We start from the raw sequence: 16,661 nt of genomic DNA, 5'->3' as shown, positions 1-16,661 counted from the left end.
ATATGAAGTCAAGCGCCCACTGTGATGACGAGAGCAACGAACGCTATAGCAGGGCGCTTCTCTCAGCAGAAAAACCCCCTATTTCTGAATGCTGCAGCACCGCGACCGGATACGCAAATTGTTGCGCACGGTGGGCTGCTGGCGGGACGCCAAGGGCGACGTCGCAACGCGTCTCGCAATGGGGAGAGATTCGCTGCCACGACGGCGCGCCCTTGCCGCCATAGCTGCACGCGCGACTAACCAGGGAGTGCCGGCGCCTGGCCCTGGCTGAGCAGCAATTTGCCGAGTTCCAAAAAGAATTGATCGAACAATTGCCGGAACCCGTACAGAAACGCATCGCCGACATCGAACGACTCAACGCGGTCGGTCCGGTGGGGCTACCCGACTGGTACTCGAGCTATTCTGGGCGACACTTTGACAACCGGCGCGAAGTAGGGTCCTGTGTTGGTCTGGTGCCTCAGCCCTACGATAGCGGCGAGAGCCGGGTTGACCAGGGAATCAGTAAGCAGGGCAACCGGCGAGGGCGCTCCTTGCTGATCGAGATGGCGTGGTTCTGGCACCACACTCGAACGTAGCGCCCAGTTTGAGCGGCAGGCGAAGAACATTGAGCGATTGCGGCAACGGCCCATCGCTAAGCTTATATTAGCGCATCGATGCCGTTCAGCAACTCGAACGAGGCATCAAGATAGCCGTCGCTCAACATGGTTACGGTCATGTCGCCGACCTTCTTTCGATTGATGGCCGGCGCTTGGAATGCAACTTGAGAACTCATAGTCTACCTCGCAGTCTGAATTGGGGGAACAATTGAGTGCGAACTGGTCGGGTTCGCGCCTCCGTTGCCCCGGATGAACATCAACGCCTACGTCGTGCAGACCGCCGACCGGACCATCCTCATCGATAGCGGGGCTGGCGGCATCAATGGCTGGGGTGGTCGCCTTCAAGTCGCGCTGGCCGCTGCCGGTATCGACCCGCTTCAAATCGTACGATTCTGCTCACGCATGGACACCCGGACCATATCGGCGGCCTTGCCGGCCCTCTTCACACCCCGCTATTCAGGAACGTGCAGCAGTTGTTCGTGCACGAGAAGGAGCTCACGTTCTGGCGTGACGATGGCATCTACTCGAGCGCACCGGACGGCTTCCGACCCTTCTTCGATGTAGCGCGGAATGGGTTCAATGCGTACGGCGACAAGCTGATGCCGTTCCATCAAGAGTCGATTCTGCCGGGCATCCAGACGGTCCCGCTGTTTGGGCATACGCCTGGCCATACGGGCTACCTGCTGGGTGACGGCTCGGCCTCGCTGCTGATTTGGGGCGACATTGTTCACTTCCCCCACATTCAGATGGCGCAGCCGGAAGTCACGATAGCTTTCGATAGCGACCCGATACAGGCTTCGCGCACGCGTGGGCAACTGCTGGATAGGGTGGCGACGGACAAACTGTCCATCAGCGGCATGCACTTCAATCTCCCGACTGCCGGTTTGGTTCAGCGTGAGGGTAACGCCTACGTCCCAAAGTTGTCGCGCACATAACGCAGGTCAACCTGCTGGTCGGTCATGTGCAGCCTGCGATGCGGCGCAGTCGTGCGCCAAGGCCCCGGCCAGTAACTTGGCCAGCGCCTCCCACTCGGCCCCGCGCGACCGCGGCCGCTCGGCCGCCATGCCGAACACTTCGTTCAGAATCAGGTGCAGCGCCCCGCGTGACAGGGCCTTGTCACGCCCCTAGTCGCGGCCGATGACCGGCCAACACCAGCGGGCGCGTCTCCCCGGGCAAAGCGGGGTGGGCGGCAACCCGTGCGCGACGGTAACTTCTTGACTCTTGGCGCGACGGCACGCGAGCGCGAGTTGGAGCGGACCTGGGCTTGCCGCCGTAGCCGGCAATGCTCACTGCAAATTGCATTCGTTCGGCGCCTCTGCCGTTTGCCTGGTGCCCGCGCGCCTACGACAGCAGGCTTTCGTAGGGGATGCGCAGGCCATCGTGCAAGCGCTTGACCATGCTCAGGCTGAGCTTGCGCTTGCGGTTCAATACCTCAGACACGCGGCCACTGGAGCCAATGAACGGCTCAAGATCGCGCGTGGTGAGGCCCTGCTGATCCAACCGAAACTTGATGGCCTCGACCGGATCGGATGGCGGAATAGGGTAATGCTCTTCCTCGTAGCGTTCCACGAGGATCGACAAGACTTCCAGCTCATCGCCTTCGGGCGAACCGACCGGCGCGCCCCATAGCTGGCCAATGCGCTCCATGGCGGTGTCGTAGTCTAGTTCGGTACGAATGGGCTTGATATCCATCACACGCTCTCCGCGTCAACTTTGTCGTATTGGGCATGGGTGCCAACGAAACGGACCCACCCGATCTGGCGTTCATAGTCGATAGCCAGGATCACGCGATACTTGTTCCCGGCGATGTTGAACACCACGCGACCACCCTTGAGGATGCTGGCTGTCCGTAGTTCGGCTTTCACATCCTGTGGTGTAGCATATGTCACTTTCTCCATGTGGCGATACCACTCAGAGAGGGGTGATATCGCATCCGCATACGCGGGGTCGCTCTCCCAAAACTCTCGCAGCGTCCGCCGCGCAATGATCCGCATCCTTTTGTTCTCCCATTTTGGGAGGATTGTACTCCCATTTTGGGAGGTCTGCCTATCTCGGGGTAATTGAGGGTCCGCACCCTCGCGGAGGGACGGTTGCTGTTGGCCAAGGTGCAGGCCGAGCTGGTTTCGAAACAAGTGAAGAGGTGGTTTTCGGGCCAGACCCATTGTCAGTGCTGCGGAGCAACATTGAGACACAAGGACAGTCGCTCGACGGTAATGCGTACTGTATACGGCAAGGTGACCGTGCACAGCCCGCGGCTGTGGTCGTGTGCTTGCCAACGGACTGCGAGGACGCCGCGGTGTGTGGTCCATCCCTTATCTAAAGCTCTGACGAACCGCGCCACGCCGGAGCTGGAATACCTCCAGGCAAAGTGGGCAAGCCATCTGCCGTACCGGCAGGCCACGGCTTTGCTTAAGGAAGTTCTGCCGCTGGACAAGGGCATTTCGTTCAGCGGCGCTCGCGATCGATTCGAGCCATTGGAAAGCAGCTCGACGCTGACATCGAAGATGACATCGCGAAGTTGCCCCAGCCTGTAGCGGACGTCCAGATTCGCGAATCCAGCCATGTCGCGACCGTGAGCGTCGACTCGGCGTGGCTGAGGCATTGCGACTCCGTGAGAGGCCTTGGCCGCCACGTCAATCTCGTAGCCGGGCGAGCGACGTTCACGGACAGTCCGCCAAAGTTTTACGCGTATGTGCACCGGGAAGTCCCCTCAGCTGCGGCGCGACTCGATCAGTTCCTCCATAGAAACGGTGTGGCGACCGATGAACGCGTGACCGTGATCAGCGACGACGCCGGTTAGTTTGCGAAGACCGTCCAGGGCAGTCAGCTCGCACGCGGGAGGCTTCTCGATTGGTTCCACATCGCCATGAAGTTCAACGCGGCGCAGCGTTCCGTGTTCGGTAGCAAGGTGATCGACTCATTGGAACGGGAATCGATAGCGACCGAAATCACTCACGCCAAGTGGCTGGTCTGGCATGGCAAGGGCCGCAAAGCGTTGGAGCGCATCAAGGCATTGGACACTCGACTGCTGATGAGGACGGGGTATGAATTCAGCACGCTTTGGTGGAACCTGGATAAAGTCTCCTGGAACCTGCGGAAGAACGCAAAAAATCGTTGGTCAACTACGGCGCTCGGCATCGGAAGGGCCTGCCATCAGCAGTAGCATCGCGGAGTCCGCGGTGAACCAGGTCGTCAGCCTTCGCATGGCTAAGAAGCGACAGATGCGCTGGACGGACGAAGGGGCGCACTGCATGGTGCAGGTCAGAGTCGCAGTCTTAAACGGAGAGCTCTCTTCCGACCGCATCTCGGCGCTCAAGATCGCCGCCTCGCGTCACGGCAAATGCATCGTGGCAGCATCGCCAGACTGGCACCGACCAACGAACAAAATCAACATCCTTGCCGCAAGTCAGGGCGCCTGACGAAATCCGCCTCCCCATCTTTTGCTCGCTCTCGTATACGTTTGGAGGCTGGCTTGGACGACTCGCTGGGAAGTACTCCATGACGGTCGGGCAGCTTTGGACGCACGCCGATCTCGGTCCGATGCCAACCCTGATACAGGGGAAATGGCTACTGTTTCCGCTAGTGCCGTTCGAGACCTTGGAACGTCTCTCACAGCTAACCCACGTGAGCGTGGATCGCCTGACCATGCAGACCCCAATCGGTTGGATCTATGAAAGACGTTTCTTACGGTATTGCTATCTCTGTTTGATCCTGAATCGTGCCGATGTCTGTCGAGTGGCTGGATCTGACCTTTTCAATGTGCGTGCAACATCCCGGCAAGCTCGAAACGACCTGGTGCTGGCACCTCTATAAGCTTGGCAATTTTAATCAGCCGCTTCGAAGAGCGTACGCAACGCCCCACCGGAACGTTGTTTCGCACTGAAAAGCCACGGTCGCACGATTGATTATCCTCGGCAATGACTGTCGCATGAATGATGAGCGCGGCTCGCATGAATGATGATCTTCGACAGCGCCCGTGATCGCCAACAGCGGAAATATTGATCGCCATTAGCGGAAATAGCGATCTGCAACAGTTGTGTCGGGCCTGACGCCACTCGCAGCGTGGATGGGCGTCTGCCGCAACCTGCAATCGCCGGCTAAGATGGCTGTTTGAGACGTGCTTTCTCGGCCTTGGCCAGATAGGAGTGCAGCTTCTTAAGGTGCTCGGACATCAACAGGGAGGCTTGCTCGACCTCGCGCGCCCGAAGGTGTTGCAGAATGCGGAAGTGCGTCTTAACGGTCGTCGGCAAGGGCACCGCATTGTCCCGCTGCAGTAGCGAGGAAACCAGGTCGGTAAGGGCGCCGACCAGCAGCACCATCACTTCGTTGTGTGTGGCCCGTGCGAGGACGCGATAGTAGTCCAGCAGTTGGGCTCGGCGCTCTATCAGCTTGCCTTCCTTGGTGAGCGCCTCAGTCAACTCGATGCTGCGCTGCAGCGCGTCGAAGTCCGCCTCGGTGCCGCGCATGCAGGCGAGGCGAACGACTGCGTCCTGAACGATGGCCCGGCTCTCCGTCAGATCCTGGATCGAGATGCTGCCAAAACTAAGCAGGTCGTTCAGCGAGCTGGAGACCACGGACGAGCCAACCTGCGAGATGTAGGTTCCGCCCTTTGGACCTTTGCGCAGTTCGATCACGCCTGAACGCTCGAGGCTTCTCAGTGCCTCCCGGACTGCCGACCTAGAGGTTTGAAATCCCTCGGCGAGATCCCGTTCCGAAGGCAGCCTGTCACCCGGCTTGAGGGCGCCGCTTGCCAGCTGCTCTTTGATCTTTTCGCAGATGTCCTCGAAGACCCGTGGCGGCCTGTCAGTCGTCGCGCTTGAATCTGGAGTTGGCACCATACCTGGAAATCGCACTGGATAGATAAGCAAAACGTGGGGCCGAGGATGAACAGCGCTCTCTTGTCGCGCTGGCGCTACTCAGCAACTACGCCGGCAGCCTTGATCATGGCGGAGGTCTGCTGGCTTTCGGCTCTGATTGTATCAGCCAGCATCTTGCCATCGCCGGCTACAACGGTGAGACCCTTCGCATGGACTTGCTGCTCGACGAACACGGGATCCCTCAGCACTTCCGCTACGGCCGCCCGAATCTCTTTAACTACGGCGTCGGGCGTACCGGCCGGCGCAAACAGCGCATACCAGATCGAGCTCTTGGCATAGGGAAAACCTTGTTCCACCGTGGTTGGCACGGACGGGTACTGGCTCAGTCTGTTATCGGCTGCCACCGCCAGCGGCTTGAGCCTGCCGGACTTGATATGGGTTTCCATCACGGCGACGCTGCCGCTGGCAAGCTGCACATCACCCGCGAGCAATGCAGTCAGATTCTGCGAGATGCCGTTGTAGGGGACATGCAGGAGTTGAATCTTCTCGTGATCGTTGATCGCGGAGAAGAGCAGGTGCGGCTGGCTGCCGTTCCCATAGGAGCCGAAGTTCAGGCTGTCCGGTTTCTTCCTGGCCAGATCCACCAGCTCCCTGAGGGAATTTGCGGGTAGCTTGGCATTGGCTACGATCAATTGGTCGGCCTTGACCATCATGATGACCGGCGCAAAACTCGTCTCGGGATCGTACGGCAGCCTTTTGTACAGGAAGCGGTTCGAGACGACAGTCTGGTTCACCGTTGCCAGCAGTGTGTAGCCGTCTGCAGGCGCGCGCGCCACGAATGCCGCGCCAATCGCGGAGCCTGCGCCGGCCTTGTTATCCACGACGATCGGCTGCTTCCAGCGGGCAGTCAACCGACTTGCCATGGCGCGGACGAGGACGTCGATGCCGCCCCCGGCGGCGAACGGGACAATGACGTTGACGGGCTTTTCCGGATAGGCAGCCAGAACCGGCGCCGCAGCGAGCAGCAGGGCGCTGGATGCGAACAGCGTTATCTTCTTGAACATGTTGTCTCCTGATCTTCTTGTCCGGGTACCGCCGGCAGTCCTTGCCTGCACCGGTTCATCGGACATCGCGGCACGGTCTTCGCGACGCTGGTCACAAGGCCCGGTCCGTTCTAGTACGCACGTGGTGCAACGACTTCGCGTTCCTTGACGTCCAGACTCATTTCACCCACGCCCTGGATGGCGATCTTCAACGTATCGCCTGCCGCGAACGCTCCAACGCCTTCCGGCGTGCCGGTGGCGATGACATCGCCAGGCGACAGCGGCAGCACCGACGAGATCAACTCGATCAGCTCCGCCACGCCGACGATCATGTCCTGTGTTGACGCTTGCTGGCGCAGTTCGCCATTGACCCATAGCTGGTTGCTCAACCCGTGCGGATCGCCGATCTCGTCGGCCGTGACGATCCATGGCCCCAGCGGGGTGAAACCCTCGAAGGATTTGCGCATCGAGCGCTCTTCTTCCGCGACGCCGGGTTCGATACGCATGGTGGCGTCGATCAGGCAGGCATAGCCGAACACGTATTCCATGGCGTGTTCGCGCGGAACATCGCGACCCGCTTTCCCAATGATGACCGCCAGCTCGGATTCGTGATCGAAGCGCCGGGTGGAACCCTTGGGCAGGAAAATCGTACCGCCGGCCCCAACCAGGGAGCCGGGTGCCTTCAAGAAGAAGCCTTGTTCCCTGGCGCTACGGCCGCCCTTGGTGACGACGCGGTCCCCCAGTTCGCCGATGTGCTTGCGGTAGTTTGCCGGCGCGGCAAATACATGCGGCGGGCAGGGCGCGGCAGGAAGCAGGCGCACCGTATCTAGGCGTCGAGGGAGGCTTGCCGCGCGGCATCGCTTGAGTTCCTCCTGAACACTGTCCCAGTTGGCGATGAGCCAGTTCAACCGCTGCTGCGGAAAAGCGTCGATACCGGAAGGCACCACCGCGGTGACATCGTACAGTTGGTCTTCTTCCACCAGACCAATCCGGTAATCGTCGAACGACCCGATCTTCATGCCAGTTCCTCTCTAAAGTAACCCAATGATTTCAGTACCGGCAGATCGTTGACCTGCCACAGCAGGGCGTCTTGCCCGCCGGTGTTCTCATGTGCGTGCCAATCCCATGGCGCAACCGTGAAGAGGTCGCCGGCGCACCACGCGAAGCGCTGGTCCCCGACGCTGGTCGCCCCTTCGCCGCGCATGACGTAGTAGAGCTTGCTGCCGGTGTGGCGCCGCTTGCGCCCCACAAAGCCGGACCGCAGCAGCTGCATCCGCATGGCGAGCGTTGACATGGCAGGGCCGCCGCCCAGCGGATTGCGATACTCGAGCGCAACATCGTCATACGCATCACCCGGCATGCCCGCAGCGGCAGCGATGGCCTTCTCGGCAATGTCGAAAGGGTAGGCCAGCAGCGGGTTGGCGCCGCCGGCGCGAGGCTGCGCCCCGGGAGGCATCATCAAGCCGCTGCCGAACTGGCGCCAGCTACGATCGGGCACCGTGTCCACCGGCTGCAGGCCATCCGTGTAGGGTTCGAAGAACGTGGCCTCCAGCGCTTGCATCAGCGAGATGTCAAGGACGTCAAGCCAGATCATCGGCTGGTCGCCCCGATGCACGTGATCGTGCCACGCCCACGATGGCGTCAGCACGAGATCGCCCGTGCGCATCGGATAGCACTCGCCATCCACCGTCGTCCATGCTCCCTCGCCTTGCATGATGAATCGCAGGGCGTTGGCAGTGTGGCGGTGCGCGGTGGCGACTTCGCCTGGCAGGATGACCTGGATCGACGCCCAGAACGTATTGGTGGTGCCGCGCGGCAGGCCGGGGTTGTGCAGGCGCAGTGTCCGGCGCGGCCCACCTGCGGTCAGGTCGACCTCCTGACCGATGCGTTCAAGCAAGGGGCACAGATCCTCCCAGCGCCAATGCACGGACTGGGTCGCAGGCCGCGGGCTGCGCGTGAACAATGGGGGATCGTCTGGCTGGTGCACTCGGCAGTGGTACTTTGCCAGGTCCTGCTTCAGTGCACGTCTGCGATCCGCGTCCTGGCCGATGAGCTCGTCTGACATATCAGACCTCGGCCAGTTGGTAAGCGCGGCGCGGAACAGGACTGCCGGCGGCACCCATGCCCCGCACGACATCGACGATGCGGCCGGCATCTGCCGGGACAGTGTCGCCACGCCATGCCACCGAGCCGTCCGGTCGTACCAGCACCAGGCGGCGTCCATAGATGGCCTGGGCTTCGCCTTGCGCGATATCGGCCACCTCCAGCGGCAGACCGACCTCCGCAGCCGCCTGCGTGAAGGCATCCACTCCGGGAGGATGATCGCCAAAGCGCAGCAGTACGTAATGCTTGCCGAAAAGGTCCAGCGTGGACTTTCCTTTGGAAAGCCACACGTGGGGCGCGCGCGATCCCGGCCTCGCGCTCTGCGTGTACCGTGCCACCTCGTTAGGTGGGGCGGGCGTGCCATCGGGGACGACGATCGGCGAATCCTCGTAGACATAACCGAGATGGATGCCGATGGAGAACCATTCGCGCTTCATCATCTCCGTATAACGCGCACCGTACTCACGGCGTGCCGCATCGATATGCACGTTGTCGCTGTCGAAAATGGCCGCTTCGGGCTTGACCACCCGCGGCGACAGCATCCGCCGGAGATTCTCTCCGGCTTCTGTGACGTTGCGCACCGCGACGGGCCGCTGTTCATCCTCGTAGGAATCGAGCAGAAGGGGGCCGCCCCAGCCCTGCAGCGTGCCAGCCAGCTTCCAGCTCAGGTTGACCACATCGAGGATGCCCGTGTTCATACCGAAGCCGCCTGTCGGGGAGGTCAGGTGCGCAGCGTCGCCGGCGATGAAGACCCGTCCCTTGCGGTAATGGTCCGCCACCAGTTGCCGCCTGACCCAGGGCAGGACCGAGAGGATCTCGAAGTCGAACTCCCGTCCCACGGCTCGAACGATGGCGCGGCGGATCTCGTCCTCGCCGAGCGTGCGCTTTTCGGCGTTGCCTACCAGAGAGAATCGCCATTGGTCACGGCCGTTGATGGCCACCAGCGTCGCCCAGGTGCCCTCCGGTCCGATGAAGATATAGCGGTAGCCGGGCTGCTTGGTGTGGAGCCGCTCGAGCCCGTCGCAGCGGAAGATGACGTTGGTCGTGTAAGTCAGTACGGCATCGCCCGACATGCCGATGCCGAGTGCCTGGCGCACTGCGCTGGCACCGCCGTCGCAGCCCACCAGGTACTGCGCTTCGATCTGGTGGCGTGCTCCGGTTTTCCCATCCTTGACCGTCACGATTACGTGGTCACCACGGTCTTCCAGTGTCTCCAGCTCCGTCTCGTACACCAATTCCGCGACCCCCGTGCTGGCGGCAAAGCGCTGCAGCACCGGATCGAAGAAGTTCTGCGGGCAGCGCTCACGCTTTTGCGGGCTTTGCGGCGGACATGTTTCGTTTCTTGGCGCGGGGAATGTCTCCCGGCCGAACTCATATCCGTTCAAGTCGGTCACCCAGGCACAGTCCTGCGGGTAGTCTCGGTTGTAGCCGGCCTGTTCCACCGCCTCGACGATGCCCCAACGCCGGCAGAACTCCATGGTTCTGATGCCGACCATGTCCATGCGAGGCTGAGGAACGACTCCGTTGCTCCTTTCGATCAGGGTGCACTTGACACCACGCCATCCGAGATCGCCCGCCAATGCCAGGCCGACTGGTCCACCTCCCACGATCAGCACCGGGGTCTTCTGGATCATTCTGTCCCTCCATTCTTCATTTAAGCCGACGCTAGCCGCCCGCTAGCCAGAACCGTCGACAAGACTCGACAAAGCATTCCTACCTCGGGGGCATGCGCCGGACAATATTGAGTTGGTCCGACCAAATTGGTACGACCATGTTGGTCTGACCAAATTGTAGCGAAGTAGATCATTTGCGCGAGTTGGTAGAAACCCTGAGGCGACGATCGAGAGTTGGGGTGAATGCTCTTGAGGAAACACTGCGCACGTACTGGGGGCGCCGGGCCCGAGAGCCTGTTCGGCGGGGGATTTCGGGTCGTTCGGCGCCCCCGGCCGATCCTGACCTTGGCCGTCTGAAAGCGCAGGGCCTCGGCGCGTCTGCAGGCGGTGCTGGACCTGATCGAACAGCACAAAGAGAAGTGGTCGCTGCCAGCAGGTGTGCGCGTCGTCGTAAGCTACGAGGCCGGCCAGGACGGGTTCTGGATCTGTCGCGCGCTTCAGGCGCGCGGCATCGAGTGCTACGTCATCGATCCGGCCAGTATTCCGGTCGAACGCCACAAGCGGCGCGCGAAGACCGACCGGCTCGATATCATCAAGCTGGTGATCAACCTGCGCGCATGGCTAACGTGCTAAGCGTGATTGCGACTGCGGTGAGAATCCGCCATGAACTGGATACCAGTGATATCGAACTCTCACCGTATTACCTCGCCAGCGAAATCCGGGTGACGTATGCCGGCATGATGATCGCAGTGCCGCCCGAGGTGTGGCAGGCCTATGACCTCCTCACCTCAGCTCAGCTCGGTCACAAGTTGATCAAGATCGCGACGCACGTTGATCCCCGCGCGATGCGCAAACATACGCGGGGACCGAAAGCGCCGAAGAAGAAAGGCTATGTGGCCGGATGCGTAGCACGGCGGCATGTTTCTACCGCCCGTGTCATCAAGGCTGGACGTGTCGTTTAATCACCTTGAAAGGGGTGGGTCTTACGTCCGCTGGGGATTGGGCCCCTCTCGCAGAAGCAAGCTAAGAAGGCTGGCGAACGGCTTGGAATCCATTGGTCTACGGTTTATCGCTTGCGCCGGCGCTTCCTCGCGGATCCTGTGGCGAGCGCGTTGATACCTCATGACCGGGGTCCCAAGGTGGGAGATCTGCGTCTAACAGCTACGGTCGAGAATATCGTGAGTGAGGTGCTTACCGATTGGCGGCCGCGACAGGGTCGTCTCGCGCATCCGCTTCTCGATCTCTGCGCCGAAATCCAGAAACGATGCGCAGGAGCAAGTGTTAATCCGCTAAGTAGAGCTACCATTTCGCGACGCTGGGCTGCCCATCGGAAAGCGGAGGCGGCGAGCAGTGCGAGAGTCAAGCGTCCGCTCAGACAATCGTCTCGGCTGTGTAAGACCACGGTTTTGAACTCGACGGTGGGGATTGCAACGGAGCGCGAACGGGAGATCGTGAAGGTCTTACGTCCGCTGGGGATTGGGCCCCTCTCGCGTCAGCAGGCTAAGAAGGCTGGCGAGCTGCTTGGAATCCATTGGTCTACGGTGTATCGCTTGCGCCGGCGCTTCCTCGCGGATCCTGTGGCGAGCGCGTTGATACCTCACGACCGGGGTCCCAAAGTGGGAAGTTCGCGTCTAGCGGAGACGGTCGAGGAGATCGTGAGTGAGGTGCTTACCGATTGGCTGCCGCGGCAGCGTCATCTCGCCTATCCGCTTCTCGAGCTCAGCGTCGAAATCCGGAAGCGATGCGCAGGAGCAAGTGTTAATCCGCCAAGCAGACCTACGATTTCGCGGCGCTGGGCCGCCCGTCGGAAAGCGGAGGCCCAGAGCAGTGCGAGAGTACGGGTACGTCGCCGCGTGACAGAGAGTAAGGCTGGAGGTATAGACCATGGTCTTGCCGATCCTTGTGTTGGAGCAGTCTGAGCCCAACCCCGCGTACGTGCCGATGCCGCGCGAACGCGAGGCAGTTCCGCCGCCAACGAGTAAGCGCGATAAGCTCATCCGTCAATGGCGCCAGATCCTGGGCAGCCGAGCGTTTATGACCAACAGCGGGCGCTATCGGACCCGCGCATCGAGCGACTGGACATACGAGGCGATGGCCGGCGGCGACTCGAGTGCGTTGCTGCACGACAGCGAGCATTTGACAAGATTATTGCTGCGCCGGGCGTGGGCAAACGTGCTGCGTCGCCAACAGCGGCTGCTTCGTCTCGCCGTTCGATGTTTCGATCCGAACAAGCCCGCCATCAAGGTGGCAGCCACTCAGGTCAACGCGGCGGCGTGGCTGCTCGCCGCGATGCACTGGAACGGCTGTCGGCATCCCAGCGCTCTGTGGTGCAAGCCTCTGCATCCGCTGACTGGAGTGGTGCGTTGGCTCAGCGGCTTTGACGTTGTCGAACAGCATGAGCATTCGCGAGAGATCCTAACGAAGCTGGCGGAAAGGGTAGGGCGGGTCGAACGGCATAGCCGCCAACTCGTTGTGGCGATGAGGGCCGAAAGGCAAGTTGTCGCGTTGCTGCCAGAACTGCTGCAGTAAAAATGTTTAGTCGTAAGAGAAGAAATCGGCGCTCCTCAAGGCGCGTACTAACATTACTACGTAAACGTACTACCTTTACGAATGCTGAGCCAAAAAAAGCAACGGTCGCATGAATGTTGAGCGTGGGTCGCACGAATGACGATCTTCAACAGCAGGCGAAGCCGTTACGCCGAAATTAAAATGCAATTAATCGCCAAGCTCCGCCTGCAACCGTCAATCGCTGGCTAATACGAGGCAGTTCCCCTCGGCAAAGAAGGCAGCCTACCCCGTTTCGGATTATAATTTCACTATCATGAAATAATCTGGCCGGCTGCCCCCCACACTGGCTTGCCTTCTTCACGGGACGGGCCTCCATGCCGCGACCACTACCTGATCCGACGCCACCTTCGCGCGCGACAATTCGCACCATTCACCAACTGGGCGACCGCATTCGAGCAACCCGGGCAGGGGAAGGGATGCCCATTGACCAGGCGGCGAGGCATTGCGGTGTCTCCGTCGGCATGCTGTCCAAGCTGGAGAACGGCAAGGGCGTCAATCTCAAGCACGCCCTGCGTGTGCTGGACGGGCTGGGTTTGACGATGCTGGTCGTGCCCAAGGGGCAGGCACCTTGGCTCGAACAGGCAGCGGCCTATGCGGCCAAGATCGGCGAGGATGTGGCCAGGGGACAGCATGCCTGGCTGGAAGAGTAGGGCCGCGATCAGGATGGGCGTCATTCTCGGATGTGGCCCTCGATCGATGCGGAAATGCCATTCGCGGCCAGAATAGCAGCCTGGAGCTCCTACTCGGGGCCGCGCGCCCGCAGGCGGTCGGCCGCCAGCCGAACACTCCTTTCATGACGAGGTGCAGCGCTCAGCACGACGGGCTTTTTCCGGGTTCGTAGAGAACGCTTCCAAAGATCTTATGCACGGTGTTGTCTCCGCTGAGCGGCTTTCGGCCGCGAAAAGATGCTTATTGGGGCTGCTCTGCAGTCGGCCGACACTTGTACATTAGCGAGATCACCATTGAGTGCACCGTCTCACCGCGTTGGTTCTTGACAATGCGGTCGCAAATGACGATGCCCTGCTTGCCGCTGCTGGTCAGCTTCTTCTCCGTCGGCGTAATAAAGACCTGGATGGTGTCTCCCGCCTTGACCGGAAGGTGCATGCGCCACTTGTCCAGGCCAAGCATCGCGACGATGGTGCCGTCGTTAATGCCGCTCAGACACTGGAGCCCGCCGGCGATCGCCAGCACGAGCGGGCCGTGGGCAATGGGTTCTCCATAGGGTTGCGTCTTGCAGAACTCGTGATCGATATGGGGGGCGTTGTGGTCGCCCGACAGGCAAGCGAAATTGACAATATCGGTCAGCGTGACAGTGCGTCGCGAGGTTACGATAGTCTTGCCAATTTCGAAATCCTCGAAATAGAGGCCACGCGGTTGATAGCGAGCTGCGTCATCAGTCATTGTGCAATCCAGGAAAGGTGGTAGGCCAAAAGAGCGATTCGGGCGACGTTCGTGCCAGTTAGAAAAGGCTTCGTCCGGCCGGCGGCATGTCTACTGTTTTTCGATGCCGGCAAGCTCCGCAATGCGCACATAGCGAGCAGTGTCTCGACCAATCAAGGACGCATACGCCTCGGGCGTCGACGATCTGGCTTCTATGCCGAGCAAGGCAAACTGCCGCCGTACTTCACCCGATTCCACAGCCTTTACAATTTCGGCGTTCAGCCGGCTGACAATCTCGCGCGGCGTTCCCGCCGGCGCAAGCAGCCCGAGCCAGCCGGTGAACTCGAAGTCCTTGTAACCGAGTTCCTGCATGGTGGGAGTGTCGGGCAGCAAATCGGATCGCTTTGCGCTCAGCATCGCAAGAGGCTTGATACGGCCACTTCGTATATGAGGCATGATCGGGCCGAGAGCGTCCGGGATGACAGTGAGCCTGCCCCCGATCAGATCGGACTCTGCTTCAGCAGGGCCCTTGTAGGGGATGGGGGCAATGTCCGTTCCCGCCCGCTGATTGAGTGACTCCATGGCGAGCTGGTAGAGGCCCGCCGAACTGCCATAGGTCACGGTGCCGGGCGCGCGTTTCGCTTGTGCGATGAGATCTGAAACGGAGTTGATCGCGGCGTCCTTGCGTGTCACAAGCAGCAATGGCGTGGCGGCGACCAGTGAGATGGGCGTGAAGTGCTTGCGTGGATCGAAGGGCGGGGACCTGAGTAATGCGGGGGGCACCATCGTCGAGGACGCACTCGACAGCACGAGCGTATACCCGTCCGGGTTGCTGCGCATGGCAGCCTGCATGCCAAGCAGCCCATTGGCGCCAGGACGATTCTCGACAACGACCGGCTGCCCAAGCGGCACCGCAATCCGGGCCGCCACGGCACGCGCAGTGATGTCGGAGGTCGATCCCGCCGTGAACGGCACGATGATCCGGATGGGCCGGGTCGGGTAGCCGGGCTCGGCAGACGCGCCAGCGCATGCCATGCTCATCGCTATTGCAAGACCCGCAAATGAAGCTGCTCTCATAATCGTCTACCTCTCTCGTTCTCGCCTGGTGGTGTGTGATAGGGATCAGGCTGTCTGCGTCAGGCGCAAGCAACGTGTTGATCCGTCTGCAATGAGGCGACCAGCCACCCACAATCCGGAAATTCTTCGAGGGCCAGTACGCGCCTCGCATAGGCATGCGCGCTGTCGGGGGAGATGTGCCAGGAAACCAGTGCGACGAATTTCTCCACGACATCGCTCGCGCTGAGGGGGTTCGAGGGTGCCCCGCGCGGTGCCTCCTGATACAGAGACTGCGACCGGTCCGAGTGCCGATGCCGGATGGAGACCTGGCTGCGCTCATAGTGGTTCAGGGACGGATCCGCAACGGCAACGATGCTCCGCATGACTGCGCGCACATCGGGGCGGTCGAGATACTGGCGAAGGTCGAGGCTGTGTCCGGGCCGGATGACATCGAACCCGCACGCCGCAAGCGCCAGGCAGTAGCGGATATCGAAGCGCGCCTCGTTCGCCGTGCAAGGCGGTTCGGTCTTGGCCACCGCTTCGTGCACATACGCCGGCAGCCTGACTTCTATGTCGCACTCGGCAAGGTCGCCTTGCCAGCCACGCCGCAAGGCGGCGAGTGCATCGACTGCGGAATGGATATAGCCGCAGCAGGCGTGAAGCTTGCGACGTGGGGCGAGCAACGCCCAGTTCTCCAACGACACACTCGTGTTCTGACGGCCGCTTTCGGATACCGTCGAGAAGTACCCAAGGTCACCGTCAAGCAGTTGAAGTGGGCCTGTCATTCCGCGGCTGGCATACTGCACCGCAGTGACGGCGGTAGCCGCAGGCTGCGCCCCGAATAGCATGGGCTTGACAGTACCGCCCTGGCGGAAGATGACCTCCGCAGGGCACCAGCCGGCCAGCGCCCCAGAAATCGCCAGCGCATGGCGGGTCTGATCGTCATCCAGTCCGCGCAAGTGTGCCACGCCGGCCGCGGCGCCGACAGAAGATGGCAGACCGACGGGAGTCAGACCAACTTCACTATACGGCTTCAATGATGGATAGACGGCGGTATAGACGGCGCTGGTCAATTCGATGGCGCGCACCACGGCTTCGATCAGCTGGCGTCCACTTGCGCCAACGGCCTCGGCCGTGGCGACAGCCGCAGTCACGCAACCGATGCTCGCGTGGCCGCCGATCAGGTCGTTCAATTCGAGGATGTCCCCCGCGTAGCCGTTGGCAACAACCGCCGCTGCGATCGGCATCTTGCTGCCGTGGACAAATACGGAAGCCTGATCACCGGCCTGGGCAGATGTGGCTGACGGTCCGGCGACGAGCCTGGATTCCTCGGCCTGCATGCCAGCGACAATGCAGCCGATGGTGTCGAGGATACAAAGCTTGGCCTGGGTGACGACGGCAGCGGGCAGGCGGTCGAAGCGGCAATGCGCGGCGCGCGCATGGAGCTGGTCGAGGAACGTGGCGTCAGTAGTGAGCGAAGTCATG

The 16,661-nt window shown here is 61.3% G+C and carries 18 protein-coding genes and 1 pseudogene; 8 read left to right on the top strand and 11 right to left on the bottom strand.

Going from position 1 to position 16,661, the window contains the following annotated elements; all coding sequences use genetic code 11:
* The first annotated feature begins 371 nt into the window (after positions 1-371).
* Complete coding sequence (locus tag K307_RS49140) at positions 372-575, top strand: transposase (RefSeq protein ID WP_230625836.1); 204 nt, start codon at positions 372-374, stop codon at positions 573-575.
* Between the two features lie 62 nt (positions 576-637).
* Here K307_RS49140 and K307_RS50295 read toward each other — a convergent pair whose 3' ends face one another.
* Entirely contained in the window at positions 638-772 is a 135-nt protein-coding gene (locus K307_RS50295) for a hypothetical protein (protein WP_268989177.1), read from the bottom strand.
* Positions 773-922: 150 nt separating this feature from the next.
* Between K307_RS50295 and K307_RS04905 the strand changes: the two genes are divergently transcribed.
* Positions 923-1,531 carry an MBL fold metallo-hydrolase gene (locus K307_RS04905; protein WP_329955912.1) on the top strand — a complete coding sequence of 203 codons (609 nt, stop codon included), beginning with the start codon at positions 923-925 and terminating at the stop codon, positions 1,529-1,531.
* Between the two features lie 406 nt (positions 1,532-1,937).
* On the opposite strand, the gene K307_RS04900 is transcribed toward K307_RS04905, so the two are convergent.
* Complete coding sequence (locus tag K307_RS04900; protein ID WP_042876695.1) at positions 1,938-2,288, bottom strand: helix-turn-helix domain-containing protein; 351 nt, start codon at positions 2,286-2,288, stop codon at positions 1,938-1,940.
* Positions 2,288-2,590 carry a type II toxin-antitoxin system HigB family toxin gene (locus K307_RS04895; protein ID WP_042876694.1) on the bottom strand — a complete coding sequence of 101 codons (303 nt, stop codon included), beginning with the start codon at positions 2,588-2,590 and terminating at the stop codon, positions 2,288-2,290. Before K307_RS04895 ends, K307_RS04900 begins: the two co-directional genes overlap by 1 nt.
* A gap of 872 nt (positions 2,591-3,462) precedes the next feature.
* Here K307_RS04895 and K307_RS47530 point away from each other — a divergent pair.
* Complete coding sequence (locus K307_RS47530) at positions 3,463-3,759, top strand: hypothetical protein (RefSeq protein ID WP_155301084.1); 297 nt, start codon at positions 3,463-3,465, stop codon at positions 3,757-3,759.
* 16 nt (positions 3,760-3,775) lie between these two features.
* Positions 3,776-4,015, top strand: coding sequence for a hypothetical protein (locus tag K307_RS47525; protein WP_155301083.1), 240 nt, complete (start codon positions 3,776-3,778; stop codon positions 4,013-4,015).
* Between the two features lie 678 nt (positions 4,016-4,693).
* On the opposite strand, the gene K307_RS04885 is transcribed toward K307_RS47525, so the two are convergent.
* The 5 genes from K307_RS04885 to K307_RS04865 form a co-directional block, all read right to left on the bottom strand.
* Positions 4,694-5,434, bottom strand: a complete 741-nt coding sequence (locus K307_RS04885) for a FadR/GntR family transcriptional regulator (protein ID WP_051974659.1) — start codon at positions 5,432-5,434, stop codon at positions 4,694-4,696.
* Positions 5,435-5,508: 74 nt separating this feature from the next.
* On the bottom strand, positions 5,509-6,477 hold the full coding sequence (locus K307_RS04880; RefSeq protein WP_042876692.1) for a Bug family tripartite tricarboxylate transporter substrate binding protein: 969 nt from the start codon (positions 6,475-6,477) through the stop codon (positions 5,509-5,511).
* 110 nt (positions 6,478-6,587) lie between these two features.
* On the bottom strand, positions 6,588-7,475 hold the full coding sequence (locus tag K307_RS04875; RefSeq protein ID WP_042876690.1) for a fumarylacetoacetate hydrolase family protein: 888 nt from the start codon (positions 7,473-7,475) through the stop codon (positions 6,588-6,590).
* On the bottom strand, positions 7,472-8,521 hold the full coding sequence (locus K307_RS04870; RefSeq protein WP_042876688.1) for a cupin domain-containing protein: 1,050 nt from the start codon (positions 8,519-8,521) through the stop codon (positions 7,472-7,474). The genes K307_RS04875 and K307_RS04870 overlap by 4 nt, the downstream gene beginning before the upstream one ends.
* 1 nt (position 8,522) lies before the next feature.
* A complete protein-coding gene (locus K307_RS04865) occupies positions 8,523-10,193 on the bottom strand; it encodes an FAD-dependent oxidoreductase (protein ID WP_042876686.1) in 1,671 nt (556 codons plus the stop codon).
* A gap of 342 nt (positions 10,194-10,535) precedes the next feature.
* Between K307_RS04865 and K307_RS04860 the strand changes: the two are divergent.
* From K307_RS04860 to K307_RS04845, 4 genes and pseudogenes are all read left to right on the top strand, one after another.
* Positions 10,536-10,796 (top strand): annotated as a pseudogene (locus K307_RS04860) (IS110 family transposase); the annotation flags it as partial.
* A complete protein-coding gene (locus K307_RS04855; RefSeq protein WP_042876684.1) occupies positions 10,790-11,134 on the top strand; it encodes a hypothetical protein in 345 nt (114 codons plus the stop codon). The pseudogene K307_RS04860 and the gene K307_RS04855, both read left to right, overlap by 7 nt.
* Before the next feature lie 922 nt (positions 11,135-12,056).
* Positions 12,057-12,701: a hypothetical protein gene (locus tag K307_RS04850; protein ID WP_042876683.1), complete on the top strand. Its 645-nt coding sequence runs from the start codon at positions 12,057-12,059 to the stop codon at positions 12,699-12,701.
* 455 nt (positions 12,702-13,156) lie between these two features.
* The gene (locus K307_RS04845; RefSeq protein ID WP_230625483.1) at positions 13,157-13,390 is read left to right on the top strand and encodes a helix-turn-helix domain-containing protein; all 234 of its coding nucleotides are present in this window, start codon (positions 13,157-13,159) and stop codon (positions 13,388-13,390) included.
* A 259-nt stretch (positions 13,391-13,649) separates the two neighbouring features.
* Here the strand turns inward: K307_RS04845 and K307_RS04840 are convergent, their stop codons facing one another.
* The 3 genes from K307_RS04840 to K307_RS04830 form a co-directional block, all read right to left on the bottom strand.
* Complete coding sequence (locus K307_RS04840; protein ID WP_042876681.1) at positions 13,650-14,141, bottom strand: MaoC/PaaZ C-terminal domain-containing protein; 492 nt, start codon at positions 14,139-14,141, stop codon at positions 13,650-13,652.
* Between the two features lie 90 nt (positions 14,142-14,231).
* Entirely contained in the window at positions 14,232-15,161 is a 930-nt protein-coding gene (locus K307_RS04835; RefSeq protein ID WP_051974658.1) for a Bug family tripartite tricarboxylate transporter substrate binding protein, read from the bottom strand.
* Between the two features lie 95 nt (positions 15,162-15,256).
* Positions 15,257-16,660 (bottom strand): MmgE/PrpD family protein, encoded by a 1,404-nt coding sequence (locus K307_RS04830; RefSeq protein WP_042876678.1) that lies wholly within the window; start codon positions 16,658-16,660, stop codon positions 15,257-15,259.
* Between the last annotated feature and the right edge of the window lies 1 nt (position 16,661).

It is taken from the genome of Cupriavidus necator A5-1 (assembly GCF_000744095.1).
Lineage (GTDB): Bacteria > Pseudomonadota > Gammaproteobacteria > Burkholderiales > Burkholderiaceae > Cupriavidus > Cupriavidus necator_A.
This window is presented reverse-complemented; position numbering and strand designations above follow the sequence as displayed.